This is a genomic window from Pseudarthrobacter sp. 05T312, assembly GCF_056396685.1.
Map to the genome: position 1 here is coordinate 823,138 of NZ_JBFTLY010000001.1, position 13,893 is coordinate 837,030.

At 67.3% G+C, this 13,893-nt stretch carries 11 protein-coding genes, 1 tRNA gene and 1 pseudogene; 5 read left to right on the top strand and 8 right to left on the bottom strand.

Annotation, left to right across the window (positions count from 1 at the left end; genetic code table 11):
- The first annotated feature begins 87 nt into the window (after positions 1-87).
- Positions 88-744: an MBL fold metallo-hydrolase gene (locus AC1DIP_RS04055; RefSeq protein WP_477732924.1), complete on the top strand. Its 657-nt coding sequence runs from the start codon at positions 88-90 to the stop codon at positions 742-744.
- Here the strand turns inward: AC1DIP_RS04055 and AC1DIP_RS04060 are convergent.
- A complete protein-coding gene (locus tag AC1DIP_RS04060; RefSeq protein ID WP_476211674.1) occupies positions 741-1,844 on the bottom strand; it encodes a pyridoxal-phosphate dependent enzyme in 1,104 nt (367 codons plus the stop codon). The genes AC1DIP_RS04055 and AC1DIP_RS04060 overlap by 4 nt on opposite strands.
- Positions 1,845-1,937: 93 nt before the next feature.
- On the opposite strand from AC1DIP_RS04060, the gene AC1DIP_RS04065 reads away from it, so the two are divergent.
- The 3 genes from AC1DIP_RS04065 to AC1DIP_RS04075 are packed head-to-tail and all read left to right on the top strand — an operon-like array spanning position 1,938 to position 4,401.
- Positions 1,938-2,831, top strand: a complete 894-nt coding sequence (locus tag AC1DIP_RS04065; protein WP_477732925.1) for a sulfurtransferase — start codon at positions 1,938-1,940, stop codon at positions 2,829-2,831.
- The gene (locus AC1DIP_RS04070) at positions 2,828-3,976 is read left to right on the top strand and encodes an NAD(P)-dependent alcohol dehydrogenase (protein ID WP_477732926.1); all 1,149 of its coding nucleotides are present in this window, start codon (positions 2,828-2,830) and stop codon (positions 3,974-3,976) included. Before AC1DIP_RS04065 ends, AC1DIP_RS04070 begins: the two co-directional genes overlap by 4 nt.
- A complete protein-coding gene (locus AC1DIP_RS04075; protein ID WP_477732927.1) occupies positions 3,973-4,401 on the top strand; it encodes an HIT family protein in 429 nt (142 codons plus the stop codon). The genes AC1DIP_RS04070 and AC1DIP_RS04075 overlap by 4 nt, the downstream gene beginning before the upstream one ends.
- Before the next feature lie 70 nt (positions 4,402-4,471).
- Here the strand turns inward: AC1DIP_RS04075 and hrpA are convergent, their stop codons facing one another.
- The 3 genes from hrpA to AC1DIP_RS04090 form a co-directional block, all read right to left on the bottom strand.
- Positions 4,472-8,452 carry an ATP-dependent RNA helicase HrpA gene (hrpA, locus tag AC1DIP_RS04080; RefSeq protein WP_477732928.1) on the bottom strand — a complete coding sequence of 1,327 codons (3,981 nt, stop codon included), beginning with the start codon at positions 8,450-8,452 and terminating at the stop codon, positions 4,472-4,474.
- A gap of 62 nt (positions 8,453-8,514) precedes the next feature.
- Positions 8,515-8,850, bottom strand: a complete 336-nt coding sequence (locus AC1DIP_RS04085) for a protealysin inhibitor emfourin (protein WP_477732929.1) — start codon at positions 8,848-8,850, stop codon at positions 8,515-8,517.
- 62 nt (positions 8,851-8,912) lie between these two features.
- Positions 8,913-9,965, bottom strand: a complete 1,053-nt coding sequence (locus tag AC1DIP_RS04090) for a M4 family metallopeptidase (RefSeq protein ID WP_477732930.1) — start codon at positions 9,963-9,965, stop codon at positions 8,913-8,915.
- A gap of 126 nt (positions 9,966-10,091) precedes the next feature.
- Between AC1DIP_RS04090 and AC1DIP_RS04095 the strand changes: the two genes are divergently transcribed.
- Positions 10,092-11,042, top strand: coding sequence for a cation diffusion facilitator family transporter (locus AC1DIP_RS04095; protein ID WP_477732931.1), 951 nt, complete (start codon positions 10,092-10,094; stop codon positions 11,040-11,042).
- 89 nt (positions 11,043-11,131) lie between these two features.
- On the opposite strand, the gene AC1DIP_RS04100 is transcribed toward AC1DIP_RS04095, so the two are convergent.
- The 4 genes and pseudogenes from AC1DIP_RS04100 to AC1DIP_RS04115 form a co-directional block, all read right to left on the bottom strand.
- Positions 11,132-11,204 (bottom strand) — tRNA-Arg (locus AC1DIP_RS04100).
- Between the two features lie 113 nt (positions 11,205-11,317).
- Positions 11,318-12,874 carry a ferredoxin--NADP reductase gene (locus AC1DIP_RS04105; protein WP_477732932.1) on the bottom strand — a complete coding sequence of 519 codons (1,557 nt, stop codon included), beginning with the start codon at positions 12,872-12,874 and terminating at the stop codon, positions 11,318-11,320.
- Entirely contained in the window at positions 12,871-13,743 is an 873-nt protein-coding gene (locus tag AC1DIP_RS04110; protein ID WP_477732933.1) for an FAD:protein FMN transferase, read from the bottom strand. Before AC1DIP_RS04110 ends, AC1DIP_RS04105 begins: the two co-directional genes overlap by 4 nt.
- A gap of 3 nt (positions 13,744-13,746) precedes the next feature.
- Positions 13,747-13,893 (bottom strand): annotated as a pseudogene (locus AC1DIP_RS04115) (IS481 family transposase); the annotation flags it as partial.

The following is a 13,893-nucleotide window of genomic DNA, read 5'->3' on the forward strand; positions in this document are numbered from 1 at the left end:
CGAACTCGCTTCCTTGGGGGCAAACATCAAGATTACCAGCCTGGACTTCGTGGACAGCGTTCCGGGACGGACCCTAGGCTGGCGTCTATGAAGCTGACCAAATACACCCACGCCTGTGTCCGGCTCGAGAAGGAGGGCGGGGTCCTGGTCCTCGATCCAGGCACCTTTTCCGAGACCGCAGAGGCGCTGTCCGGAGCGCAGGCTGTCCTGGTAACCCACGAACACGCCGACCATCTGGACACCAAAGCCGTGGTGGAAGCCCTTCACGGCAACCCGGACCTTGAGCTCCACGCTCCCGCGGGCGTGGCACAGCAATTGCGCCAGGATGCTCCCGGCGCCGCGGACCGCATCCACGCGGTTGATCCGGGATCCTCGTTCCAAGCGGCCGGCTTCGACATCCGCAGCTTTGGCGGCCAGCATGCCCTGATCCACCCGCAAATTCCCATGGTGGCCAACATCGGTTTCCTGGTGGACCAGAATGTCTACCACCCGGGTGATTCCTTCGTCATCCCGGACGGCATCACGGTCCAGACACTCCTGGTGCCGCTGCATGCGCCGTGGAGCAAGTCCGCCGAAGTCGTGGACTTCGTGATCGGGGTACGGGCGCCCCGGGCTTTCCAGATCCACGACGGGCTGCTCAACGACAACGGCCTGGGAATCGTTGAAGGACACGTCAAGCGGATCGGGGCCAAGTACGGCACAGAGTACCGGCACCTGGCACCACGCGAGTCCGTGGAGGTCTAGCCGGTCCACTCCCCGGTCTCCAGGAAGCGGTCGATTACTGCTTCATGTGGCGCCGGATCCAGCCCCTGGGAAGCCAGCCAGTCCTGGTTCCAGTAGTTGCCCGCATAGCGTTCGCCGCCGTCGCACATCAACGACACGATGCTTCCCCGCCGGCCTTCCGACAGCATGCCGGATATTGTCTGCCACACACCCCACAGGTTGGTGCCGGTGGACGGCCCGGCGTGCAGTCCGGCATAGGAACGCAGGTGCCGCATCGCGGCTACCGACGCCGCATCCGGTACCTGGACCATCCTGTCGATGACGGTGGGAATGAAACTGGGCTCCATCCGTGCCCGGCCGATGCCTTCGATCCGGGACGGCAGGCCGGTGGGCTTTCCGGCTGATTCCCCCAGCCAACCGGGGTAGAACGCGGAGTTTTCCGGGTCCACCACCAGCAGCCTGGTGGGATGGCTGTGGTAGCGCAGGTACCTGCCGATCGTGGCGCTCGTTCCGCCTGTGCCGGCCCCCACCACGATCCACTCGGGCACCGGGTGCGGCTCCAGGCCCAGCTGGCCGAAGATCGATTCAGCGATGTTGTTGTTGCCGCGCCAGTCCGTCGCCCGTTCGGCGTAGGTGAACTGATCCATGTAATGCCCGTTGCAGGTGGCTGCCACGTCTTCGGCCGCCGCGTATACGTCGGAGGCGTTTTCCACGAGCAAACACGAGCCGCCGAACTGTTCGATCAGTGCGATCTTCTCCGGGCTGGTGGTGCGCGCCATGACGGCGATGAACGGGAGCCCCAGCAGCTGGGCGAAGTACGCCTCCGAAACGGCGGTACTTCCGCTGGAGGCTTCCACGATGGTGGTGTCCGCCCTGATCCAGCCGTTGACCAGGCCGAACAGGAACAGCGACCTGGCCAGCCGGTGCTTGAGGCTGCCGGACCGGTGCGTGGACTCGTCCTTGAGGTACAGCTGGATGCCCCAATGCTCCGGCAGCGCCACCGAGTAGAGATGGGTGTCCGCGGAACGGTTGTTCTCCGCCGTGATGGTGCGGATGGCCCGGTCCGCCCAGTCCCGGTCCGTTCCGCCGCTGCCCGTGCCGGTGCTGCCCTCGATCTTCACCGCACCAGCCTACCCGCGCAGCCGGACTGCCCGTCTAGAGTTGGACCGGTGCCTGCGCCGGCAGGTGGCCCCGGATCCCGCAGAAGGAGCTCCATGAATCCGCTGATTGACGTCCCCGGCCTCGAAGCCAGGCTCGCCGCCGGGCACCGGACGGTGCTGCTGGATGTGCGCTGGGCGCTGGGCGACCCGCATGGGCACGACCACTATCTCGCGGAGCACCTGCCGGGCGCCGTGTTCGTTGACCTGGCCACAGAGCTTTCGGATCCGGCCGTGCCGGACCGGGGGCGGCACCCGCTTCCGTCCCGCGACCGTTTCCAGGAGTCGGCCCGCCGGTGGGGCCTGCGGAATGGTGACGTCGTGGTCGCCTACGATGACAGCGGCAACATGGCGGCGGCCAGGGCCTGGTGGATGCTGCGCGACGCCGGACTGGCGGAGGTCTACCTGCTCGACGGCGGCCTGGGCGCGTGGCGTGCCGCAGGCTTGCCGTTCGAGGAGGGACCGGTCCATCCTGTTCCCGGCGACGTGGAATTGGGCAGCGGGCAGATGCCCATAATCGACGGCGGTGCTGCCGCCACCTGGCCGCAGGGCGGCCTGTTGCTCGACGCGAGGGCGGGGGAGCGGTACCGGGGCGAGGTAGAACCCGTCGACCCCCGTGCCGGCCACATCCCCGGGGCCCTCAGCGCTCCGACCGCCGCGAACGTTGATGCTTCCGGGCGGTTCCTTCCGCCGGCGGAGCTGCGGAAGAGATTCGAATCCCTGGGGGTCCAGGACAGCCGGCCGGCAGCTGTCTACTGCGGCTCCGGCGTCACGGCCGCGCACGAGGTGGCCGCGCTGGAACTGGCCGGGTTCTCCGCTGCCCTCTACCCGGGCTCCTTCTCGGAGTGGTCCAACCGCCCGGAACTTCCGGTAGCCACGGGTCCGGAACCGGGGGACGGCCCGGACCCGGGTGGAAACTCCGGTGGCGCCGGGGGTAGCGTCGCACTATGACACCAGGACGTCCCGTACCACCGCCCCTTGCCAATCCCATCCCACCCGCGCCCGCAGAAGGCGAAGCCGGAACGCGCGCTGCCGCCTACGGCGCGGTGTCCGGCGACAGCGGGCTGGTGCCGCTGACAGTCGCACGGCGTGCCCCCAAGCCGGACGACGTGGAGATCGCCATCGAGTTCTGCGGGCTTTGCCACTCGGACGTGCACGCCACCCGTGGAGAGTGGGGCGGCCAGGCTTACCCGTTGGTCCCCGGCCACGAAATCGTGGGAACGGTCAGCAGGACCGGTTCGAACGTCACCGACTTCGCCGTGGGCGACCGCGTCGGCGTTGGCTGCATGGTGGACTCCTGCCGGGAATGTGAGAGTTGCCTGGACGGCCTTGAGCAGTACTGCGAAAACGGCATGACGGGCACTTACGGTGCAAAGGACCGGCGGAACGGCGACGCCACCACCCAGGGCGGCTATTCGTCGTCCATCGTCGTGGACCGCCGCTACGTCCTCCGTGTCCCGGACTCGCTGGACCCTGCCGCCGTCGCGCCCCTGCTGTGCGCCGGCGTCACCACCTTCTCGCCGCTGCGGCATTTCGACGTCGAAGAAGGCGACGTGGTCGGCGTCGTGGGGCTGGGCGGGCTGGGCCACATGGCCGTCAAGCTGGCCAAGGCCATGGGTGCCAAGGTGGTGGTGTTCACCACCTCCGATTCGAAGGTTGCGGCCGCCCTGGAACTTGGGGCCGACGATGTTGTCCTGTCCCGGGACGAGGCAGCCATGGCCGCCGCGAACCGCACCATCGACCTCATTATCGACACCGTGGCGGCCCCCCACGACCTGAACCCCTTCTTCCGCACCCTCCGCGTGGACGGAGCCCTCTTCCAGCTGGGGCTGCCCTCCGACGCCATGCCGCCGGTCAACCCGGGTGCATTGATCCGGCGCCGCATCGCCTACGCGGGATCACTGATTGGCGGCATAGCCGAAACCCAGGAAATGCTCGACTTCTGCGCTGAGCACGGCGTGGTTGCCGACATCGAGATGGTGGCCGCCGGCCAGCTGAATGCGGCCTACGACCGGATGGTCGCCGGGGACGTCAAGTACCGTTTCGTGCTGGACACCAGCACGCTGCAGGCAGCAGCCGGGGAGGCAGACGCATGAGCACGCTGTTCACCAAAATCCTTAAGGGCGAAATCCCCGGCCGGTTCGTCTGGCGCGAGGACGACGTCGCGGCCTTCCTGACCACCGGCCCGCTCGCCGACGGCCACACCCTGGTGGTCCCCACCGAAGAAGTGGACCGCTGGACCGACGCGTCGCCGGAAACCCTTGCCAGGGTCATGGAAGTGGCGCGGCGGATCGGCGCGGTCCAAGTGGAGACGTTCGGCGCCAGGCGTGCCGGCCTGATCGTAGCGGGCTACGAAGTCAACCACCTGCATGTACACGTGTGGCCATCGCAAAGCATGGCCGATTTCGACTTCGGCTCGGCGGACCAGAACCCGGACCCCGCCGTGCTGGACGCCAACGCCGAAAAGCTGCGCGAAGGGCTCCGTGCCGCCGGCTACGGCGAATCCGTTCCGGCAGCCTGACGGCGGGTTGCTGCGGCGTGCCCGGCTCCAGCCGGCCGGGCACGCAGGGCGGCGCACGCGAGGGCGCCGCTCAGGCCGGGGCCAATGCCTTGTTGAGCACGGTCCGGATGCGCTTCTCGGATACGGAGTAGGCCGTTCCGAGCTCGACGGCGAAGAGGCTGACACGGAGCTCCTCGAGCATCCAGCGCACCTGGGTTAACTCCCGTCCGGCACGCCGGCCGGGCAGCAGGGCGGACACCGCATCGTCGTAATCGTCCTCGAGCCGCTGCACCACCGCCATATTCAGGGCATCGCGCTGGACGTTTCCGGGCAGGCGCTCCAGCCGCTTCTCAATGGCTGCAAGATACCGCGGCAGCTGGCTGAGCTGGGCGTAGCCCGTGCGTGCCACAAAACCTGGATAGACGAGCTGCTCCAACTGGCTCTTGACGTCGTTGAGCGCACTTATCAGGGCGAGGCTTGTGCTGCCCTTGAGCTGCTTTTCGATCCGCCGGGTACTGGCCAGGATGCGCTCGACGACGGCGGTGACAGAGAAGACCGTATCGATCAGTTCCGCGCGCACCACCTCATACAGCGCATCGAAGGACTTGCGGTCCCAGGGGAGTTCCGCGGGCGTGAGCTTGTCGATGGCCGCCAGGGCACAGTCGGCGATCAGGGCTGTCACCGAGCCATGCGGGTTCTGGCTGAACGTGAGCTTCTCGGTATTGCTCAGGTGCTCCAGGACGTAACGGTCCGGCGCCGGAACACGCAGTGCCAACAGCCTGATTACACCGCCGCGCATGGCGTCGAGCTGTTCCCCTGCTGTCTGGAATACGCGCAGGGACACCGACGTGCCCTGGTCCACCAGCGCCGGATATCCGGTGACGGTATGGCCCTTGACCATGCTGCTCACTTGGCGCTCAACAGTACCCACGGTCCATTCGGTCAAGCCGTCACGCTCCACGAATCCTGCGCTGCCCGGCACTTCGCTGCCCCGCTGGCCGGCCGGTGATCCGGCGTCGGACGCCTTGCTGTTGCGGCGCTGCCCGTTAGGGGCGGCGCCGGGCGCAGCGGAGGCCGGGGTGGCGCCAAGCGATTCGGCGATGGCACGCCGGGTGGCGGGGGCGAGCTGCTCCTGGAGGCCGACGAGGTCCTTGCCTTCGCCCAGGACCTTGCCCGTGCTGTCCACCACCTTGAAACTGACACGCAGGTGCGGGGGAACGGCCTCCCAGTTCCAGGAGCCGGGTGGAATGACCGCCCCGCGGATCCGCCGCAACGCCAGTTCCAGCGAAGGTTCGAGTTCGTCCGTGGCGGGATCGAAATCGGACTCGAGCACGGCAACGGCCTGCCGGGCAACATCGGGCGCCGGAACGAAGTTCTTCCGGACCTGCTTGGGCAGCGACTTGATCAGGGCGGTGACCAGCTCCACCCGCTGGCCGGGGATCAGCCACCGGAACGGGGCGTCATCGAGCTGGTTGAGGAACAGGACCGGCACTTCGGCAGTGACGCCGTCGGACGGATCCGGTGCGGACCCCGGCGCCACGGGATGGAACTCATAGGTCAGCGGAAGCTCGAAGCCTTTGTGCAGCCAGGTCTTCGGATAGGCCGAATCATCGAGGTCGTCCGCGTCGTCGCTCAGGAGCAGCGACTTGTCGTAATCCAGGAGGTCCGGGTTCTCCCGGCGGGCGTCCTTCCACCACTTGTCGAAGTGCCGTTCGGAGACAACATCGGGGCCGATCCTGGCGTCGTAGAACTCGAACAGGGTTTCGTCATCCACCAGCAGGTCCCGCCGGCGCATGCGGGCCTCGAGTTCCTCCACCTCGTGCAGGAGCGCCCGGTTGCGGTGGAAGAACTTGTGGTGGGTGCGCCAGTCGCCTTCCACCAGGGCATGCCTGATGAACAGCTCACGGGCAACCACCGGATCCACCCGGCCGTAATTGATCCGCCGCTGGGCGATGATCGGAACGCCGTAGAGGGTGACCTTTTCGTAGGCCATGACTGCACCCTGCTTGGTGGACCAGTGCGGTTCGCTGTAAGTGCGCTTGACCAGGTCCGGGGCCACCTGTTCAGCCCAGACCGGATCGAATTTGGCCGCCACCCTGGCCCACAGCCGGCTGGTCTCCACCAGCTCGGCTGCCATGACAAACGTGGGGGACTTCTTGAACAGCGCCGATCCGGGGAAGATCGCGAACCGGCTGCCGCGGGCGCCGGCGTATTCGCGCTTGCGCTCGTCCAGGATGCCGATGTGGCTCAGGAGCCCGGAGAGCAGGCTGATGTGGATGCCGTCGTTGTTGCCCACGGGATCCGCCAGGCGCTTGTTGTCCAGCGTGATCCCCAGCGGGCGTGCGAGCTGGCGGAGCTGCGTGAACAGGTCCTGCCATTCCCGCACCCGCAGGTAGTTGATGAACTCGGCGCGGCACAGCCGGCGGAAAGCCGAGGACGACAGCTCCTGCTGTTTCTCCTGCAGGTAGTTCCAGAGATTGAGGTAACCCGTGAAGTCCGAGTTTTCGTCCCGGAAGCGGTTGTGCTTTTCCGCAGCCAGTTGCTGCTTGTCGGTGGGCCGTTCCCGCGGGTCCTGGATGGTGAGCGCGGCGGCCAGCACCATGACTTCGCGGACGCAGCCGCGTTTTCCCGCTTCCACGATCATGCGGCCCAGGCGGGGATCCACGGGGAGCTGGGCAAGTTTCTGTCCGACGGCGGTCAGTCCGCCGCCCGTCGGCGCGCCCCGGCCGCCGGCTGCATCAGCCTTGGCGCCGGTGCCGTGGGCGCGTGGGGGAGCCAGGGCGCCAAGCTCGCGGAGGAGGGTGACGCCGTCGTTGATGGCGCGGGTTTCCGGCGGCTCGACGAAGGGGAAGTCCTCAACGTCCTTGGGCCCCCTGGCCACGCCCATGGCGGTCATCTGGAGGATGACGGCGGCGAGGTTGGTCCGCAGGATCTCCGGGTCGGTGAACCGGGGCCGGGACTCGAAGTCTTCCTCGGAGTAGAGGCGGATGGCGATGCCGTCGGAAACACGGCCGCAGCGGCCCGAACGCTGGTTGGCCGATGCCTGCGAGACCCGCTCGATGGGCAGGCGCTGGACCTTGGTGCGGTGTGAGTACCGGGAAATGCGGGCGGTTCCGGTATCGATGACGTACTTGATGCCCGGAACCGTCAGCGACGTTTCCGCCACGTTGGTGGCCAGCACGATCCGGCGCTTGCTGCCGGGATGGAACACCTTGTGCTGCTCCTGCAGGCTCAGGCGCGCAAAGAGGGGAAGGATCTCGGTGTTTGCCAGCCTGCGGTTGGACTGGATGCGGGCCTGCAATGCTTCCGCGGCGTCCCGGATTTCGCGCTCGCCGGAGAAGAACACCAGAATGTCGCCCGGCGCTTCGGCGGCAAGCTCGTCAACGGCATCGCAGACGGCGTCCAGCGGATCCCGGTCTTCCTCAAGTTCATCGTCCGAGGCGTCTTCTTCGTCCTCTCTCGGCTGCGAGAGGGGGCGGTAGCGGATTTCCACCGGGTAGGTCCGGCCGGACACCTCAACAATGGGGGCCGGGTCCTCCGGGGTGCCGAAGTGCTTGGCGAACCGTTCGGGATCAATGGTGGCCGAGGTGATGATGACCTTCAGGTCGGGCCGCTGGGGGAGGATCCGCTTGAGGTAGCCGAGGATGAAGTCGATGTTGAGGCTGCGTTCATGGGCCTCGTCGATGATGATGGTGCTGTATTTCCGCAGCAGCTTGTCCCGCTGGATCTCGGCGAGCAGGATGCCGTCGGTCATCAGTTTGACCTTGGTCGCCTTGCTGACCTCGCCCGTGAAACGGACCTGGAAGCCTACTTCCTGGCCGATCTCGACGCCGAGCTCCTCCGCGATGCGCTCGGCTACCGTCCGCGCTGCGAGCCGGCGCGGCTGGGTGTGCCCGATGAGGCCCTTCTCGCCCAGCCCCAGTTCCAGGCACATCTTGGGGATCTGGGTGGTCTTTCCGGAGCCGGTCTCGCCGGCGATTATGGTCACCTGGTTGGCGGCAATGGCGGCCATCAGGTCCTCGCGGCGCTCGGAAACCGGCAGCTCGGCGGGATAGGAGATATGAAAAGTCATGGCTGCAGACAGTCTACTGCCGTGAGGAACCGCCCCATTCGGTTCCGGGACGCCGGCCGCCCTTAGGCAGCGCCACCAGGGTCCGCGCCGGGAAGCGGTCCGCCGGCTTCCTCCGCGGCGGCCCGCGCGGTGTCAACCAGGATGCGCCAGGGGCCGGTGAGGGCTTGTTCGGGCAGGGCAGCCCTGCGCTGCCCCGCAGTGATGGAGTAGATGAAGCGGTCCGGCTGGGGTGCCTCGAAGGCCGCCGCGGCTGCCCGTGGGGTGCTGGGAACCGCGTCCCACGGGCAAGCCTCGACGATGGGCTGCCACTGGCTGAGGTCATTGTCCGTCCGGGCGTCCACTGTCCATACGCGCGTGATCGCCGCGATCCCGCCCGTGCGCTCCACCTTGATCTTCATGGCCTGGCCCCTGGGCTTCCTTCCGGGCCCGGAGCCAATGGAAGGGGCGCCGGGGCAACGGTTTAAACCTTGACCTTTACAGTTTCCCACGCTGCGCCGACGGCGTCATGCTCCGGGGACCCGGAACCGAAGAGGTCCGTGGCGGCGCGCACCGTGGCACGGGCGAAAACGCCGAAGGTCGCCCCCTGTGGCAGGGAACCGCTGGTCAGGGTCTCGTACCAGATGCGGCCCGGTGCCTCCCACGCGTAACCCCCCAGCGCGTCCGCCACCAGGTAGAAGGCGCGGTTGGGGATGCCCGAGTTAATGTGGACCCCGCCGTTGTCTGCGCTGGTCCGAACGTAGGAGTCCATGGAGTCAGGCTGCGGGTCTTTGCCCAGAACGTCGTCGTCGTATGCGGTACCCGGCGCTTTCATGGACCGCAGCGCCTGTCCCTGGACCTTCGGCGTGAAGAGGCCTTCCCCGATCAGCCAGCTGGCCTGCGCTGCCGGCTGGTTCTTCACGTACTGCTCAACGAGCGCGCCAAAGACGTCGGACATGGATTCGTTGAGCGCGCCGGCCTGGTTCCGGTAGGCAAGCCCGGCTGAGTACTGGGTGACGCCGTGGGCCAGTTCGTGCCCTATGACGCTCAGGGACTTGGTGAACCGTTCGAAGACATCTCCGTCGCCGTCACCAAAGACCATCTGGCTGCCATTCCAGAAGGCATTGTCGTACAGCCTGCCGAAGTGGACCGTCGCGTCGAGCTTCAGTCCGCGGCCGTCCACTGAATCACGGCCGAAGGCGTCGGCATAGAGCCGGTGCGTGGATCCGAGCCCGTCATAGGCTTCGTCGGTTGCGGCATCCCCCGTGGCGGGTCCGCCTTCCTTGCGGACAAGGTTGCCCGGGAGGGTTTCCCCGCCGCCGGCATCGTAGATGGCCCGCTTGACCGGCCCCGGCTTCTCCTGGAGCAGCCCGGGCGGAAGGGCCGGAACAGCGTGTGAACGGGCCGCCTGGAACGATTCGACCTGGATCAGTGCTTTCCTGGCGGCGCTGGCCGCTGAAGTGAACTCCGGCGCATCCTGCCGCGCCAGCCGGCGCAACATGTACGGCGGAACGATTGAACAGAACGGAACGTGCATGGCGTACCCCCCTCATCTAGGTGAAACCAGCCTAAGAGCGGGCACCGACATTCTTAGTGACGCCACCGCCTGGAATTCAGCAGCCTGCAACGGGCTGCAGCGGGCTGCGCTGGGTACGGTAGGCGCATGGCTGAAACCGAAAAGCGAACCAAGTCCAGTTCCACCCTGCTGACGGTCATCATCGCCTTCGTGGCAAATGTGCTGGTGGCCGCGGCAAAGTCGGTGGCAGCCGTCCTCTCCGGCTCGGCTTCGATGGCGGCGGAGGCGGCCCACTCCTGGGCGGACACGGGCAACCAGGTGTTCCTGTTTTTTGCGGAACGGAGGTCCGCCCGGCCCCGGGACAAGAGCCACCCCATGGGATACGGCCGCGAAGCCTACGTCTGGTCCATGTTCGCCGCGTTCGGTCTCTTTACCGCAGGGGCGGTGGTGTCCATCATGCACGGCATCCAGGAAATCATTGCCCCGGAGCCGGCAGCCGATTTCATGGTGGCCTACATCGTCCTGGCGGTGGCCTTCGTCTTCGAGGGAGTGTCCTTCATCCAGGCGTTTCGCCAAACCCGGAAAGCGGCCCACGAACTGGAACGGCACACCCTCGAACAAGTCCTCATCAGCTCCGATCCCACCCTGCGCGCCGTCTTCGCCGAGGATGCCGCCGCACTGATCGGCCTCGTGGTGGCGTTCGTTGGCGTGTTCCTGCACCAGGTCACCGGCTCGCCGCTGCCCGACGCGATAGGTTCGATCGTCGTCGGCGTGTTGCTCGCCGTCGTCGCCGTGGTCCTGATTGACCGGAACCGGCGCTTCCTGGTGGGCCAGGGCGTCACCCCCGATATTGAGCGTTCCATGGCGCGGCGGGTGCTGGAGCACCGGGACATCGCACGGCTGACGTACCTGCACCTGGAGTTCGTTGGCCCGCGCAAGTTGTACCTCGTGGCGGCAGTGGACCTGGAGGGGGACCATCCGGAGCATGAGGTGGCGGTGGCCCTGCGCAGGATCGAGAGGGAGCTGGAGGACCACGCAACGGTTGAAGAAGCCGTGCTGACCCTGGCGACCCTTGATGAGCCGGCACTGAAATTCTGACCCGGTTTCCCGGGGAGAACCGGCGCAGGGCGGGGGCCCCGGGAAACGAAAAACCCCCGCCGCTTCAAGAAGCGGCGGGGGTTTCCTTGTGCCCTCGATAGGATTCGAACCTACGACCTTCTGCTCCGGAGGCAGACGCTCTATCCCCTGAGCTACGAGGGCAATTTTCGGGATATCCTGCCGTTCCCGGCGGGACGTCCTAGAGCTTAGCAGGAAGGTGGCCCGCAAGGGAAAACAGGCGCAGGGGCATGTCCGCGAAGGCTGCTGGAATGGCCTCAGTAGCCGGCGAAGGAGTCGCTTCTTACCCTGCGCGCGCCGGCGCGCCGGGCCGCCCGGCGGAGGGATGCGACGCTTGCGGGGGAGCCCGAGACGTAAACCTCCCGGCGGCCAATGTCCGGGACCAGTGCCGCAAGCGCCTTTCCATCCACCCGGCCGGGCGCGCCGTGCACCCCCGTTGAAGCGGAGGCCAGGCCCGACGGCGGTTGGGAGCCGTCCGCAAGTAACACCATTACCCGAAGGCCGGAGGACCGGAGTTCGTCCGCATACGGCACTTCGTCCGCACTCCTGGCCAGGAGCAGCAGGACGGCATCCCGCTCCCGCAAGGCGCCGGAGGACAGGTGGGACACGAATGGCGTGATGCCGATGCCTGCGGCGATGAGCAGCACCGGCCGGCGGGGATCCCGCGGCAGGACGAAGTCGCCGCCCACCGCCGTGGCCGTCACCTGGTCACCAGGCCGCAGCCCCAGGAGCGCCTCCTTGGCCGCAGACACCGGACCGGCTGTGCGGACGCCAAAAGACACCAGGCGCGCGCCAGGGGAACCGGTCAGGCTGAACACGCGGCGCCGGCCTTTCCCATCCGGCCTGGCGTGCGGGAGGTCCAGCTCCATGTACTGTCCGGGGAGGAAATGCACCGGCCTGGCGGGCTCGAACGAGAACTCGGCCGTGGTGGGCGTCAGCGGGCGGCTTCCGGCGAACCGGAGCTTCACGGCCCCGCGCTGGCCGGCCAGGAAGGCCAGCAGGTTGCCCGCCAGCAGCGCCGCCTCGGGGGAGTTCGCCACTGTACCCAGGTTCCACGGGACCGCGAAGAGCACTCCCACCACAACGGCAAGGACCAGCTGTTGGCGCCGCCGCGGCGGCAATGTGAGGGGTTCGGTCAGCATGAAGCCCACGAAGAAGAGCACTGGGCGCTGCGCGAGGGCCTGCCAGAGGCCCATCCCGGCCGTCATGCCGGAGCGAAGCAGCTCAACGTTGATGATCGCGGTCGCAACGACAGTGAATACGGCTGCCATCAACAGCTTGCGGGTCCGGTGCAGGACCAGCAGCACGCCCGGCACCAGCAGCCAGAGCATGGCCGGTGTCGCTGCCCACCACGTCGCAATGTTCAGCCCGGTCAAGCCGGTGGCGAAGGCGCCGGCCGCGGCGGGATTGAAGATGTGCCGTCCGCGCCACGCCAATGCGTACTTCGACGCCGAGGCCAGGACGCACGCCAGCGCCACCCCCGCCAGGTCCATCGGCTGCAGGGAGGGCCAGAACAGGAAATACAGCAGCAGTCCGGTGATCAGGGAGGACTCCGTGTGGGGATTCACGCTGAAGAGCGCCGCCAGCGCCCGGTTGGTGGCCCAGGTCAACCCCAGGCACAGTGCCAGGTGTGCCAGCATCTCCGGGACGCCGAACGTCAGCCAGCCCAGCATGTTGAGCAGCAGGCTGTACGTGGCAAGCGCTGCCAGGACCAGGAGGATCAGCCGGTACATGGTGAACCTGCCCACGGCGGTGCCTATCCGTCCCGTCAGGGAGGGAGCCGGGCCGGTTTGGGGTGTGTCCACGGGGCTCATGAGAACAGCTTCCCTTCAAATTCGGCCGAGTAGGTTGCGCTGCCGTCGGAAAAGACTGTCAGCCAGGAAAAATCGAACGCCTCTCCGAGCACGGCGCCCGGAACGAAGAAGAGGGCAGTGGCGAGGGCATCGGCAACCATGGCTGTCTCCGCCAGCGCCCAGGTGGCGACGGCGGTCCGCACCGGCTGCCCGGTGGTTCCGTCCAGCACGTGGTGCAGTCCGTCGCCCCAGGCACGCCGGTTGGCGGCCGACGCGCACAGCGCCCGGTCCTGCAGGTCCACCACGCCGATGGCCTGTGCCGGGTTGTAGGGGTGTTCAAGCCCTACACTGACGGGTCCGACGCCCCTTGCCAGCAGGTCGCCGCCGGCATCGACTACGAACGCGCCAATCCCTGCAGCCTCCAGTTCCCGGGCCAGCAGGTCCACCAGCAGGCCCTTGCCGGCCGCACCGATGTCGAGCACCACGGGGGCGCTGGCGTCCAGCACCGTTCCGGCCCAGCTGAGCACCGATTCCCAGGGCGGAGCCGGGAGCGGCGGCCCTGCTGCCCGGAGGGAGTACGCCGCGTCATACCCCAGTCGCTCCAGGCTCCCGCCTATGAGGGGTGTCATGGCGCCGTTCGTCAGGTCGTAAAGCTGCCGGTACAGCCCACCCAGTGGCGCGGCCTCCGCCGGGAAGGAGTAGCGTCCGGGCCGCCGGGCCATGGCTGCAACGCGGGAGTCGGCGCGGAAACGGGACCACTCGCCGTCGAACCTTTCCACCCTGCCCAGGACCCGTGTCCGCACGGCTGCGGGCAAGGGGAGGGGAGTGGTGATGTGCCAGTCAGTACCGATCCCCTGGAACGAAAAGTCTTCCCGGTCTGTCGCGGGCACCGCCTAGGTGTATTGACCTGAGAGGTTGGTGACGCGGCTGGCCGGTGGCTGACCTTTGAGTGAGGTGTGACCTCGATGATGATTGTAGTGATGGAGCCAGCCAGCGAAAGCGGCAACACGCTCGGCCTCTGATCTGTAAGGACGGGCGTA

What these genes read in the sequence shown, in the direction of transcription:
- AC1DIP_RS04055 (WP_477732924.1), top strand. Translation starts at nt 88, where the DNA reads ATGAAGCTGACCAAATACACCCACGCCTGTGTCCGGCTCGAGAAGGAG.
- AC1DIP_RS04065 (WP_477732925.1), top strand. Translation starts at nt 1,938, where the DNA reads ATGAATCCGCTGATTGACGTCCCCGGCCTCGAAGCCAGGCTCGCCGCC.
- AC1DIP_RS04090 (WP_477732930.1), bottom strand. Translation starts at nt 9,965, where the DNA reads ATGCACGTTCCGTTCTGTTCAATCGTTCCGCCGTACATGTTGCGCCGG.
- AC1DIP_RS04105 (WP_477732932.1), bottom strand. Translation starts at nt 12,874, where the DNA reads ATGAGCCCCGTGGACACACCCCAAACCGGCCCGGCTCCCTCCCTGACG.
- AC1DIP_RS04095 (WP_477732931.1), top strand. Translation starts at nt 10,092, where the DNA reads ATGGCTGAAACCGAAAAGCGAACCAAGTCCAGTTCCACCCTGCTGACG.
- AC1DIP_RS04075 (WP_477732927.1), top strand. Translation starts at nt 3,973, where the DNA reads ATGAGCACGCTGTTCACCAAAATCCTTAAGGGCGAAATCCCCGGCCGG.
- AC1DIP_RS04070 (WP_477732926.1), top strand. Translation starts at nt 2,828, where the DNA reads ATGACACCAGGACGTCCCGTACCACCGCCCCTTGCCAATCCCATCCCA.
- AC1DIP_RS04085 (WP_477732929.1), bottom strand. Translation starts at nt 8,850, where the DNA reads ATGAAGATCAAGGTGGAGCGCACGGGCGGGATCGCGGCGATCACGCGC.
- hrpA (WP_477732928.1), bottom strand. Translation starts at nt 8,452, where the DNA reads ATGACTTTTCATATCTCCTATCCCGCCGAGCTGCCGGTTTCCGAGCGC.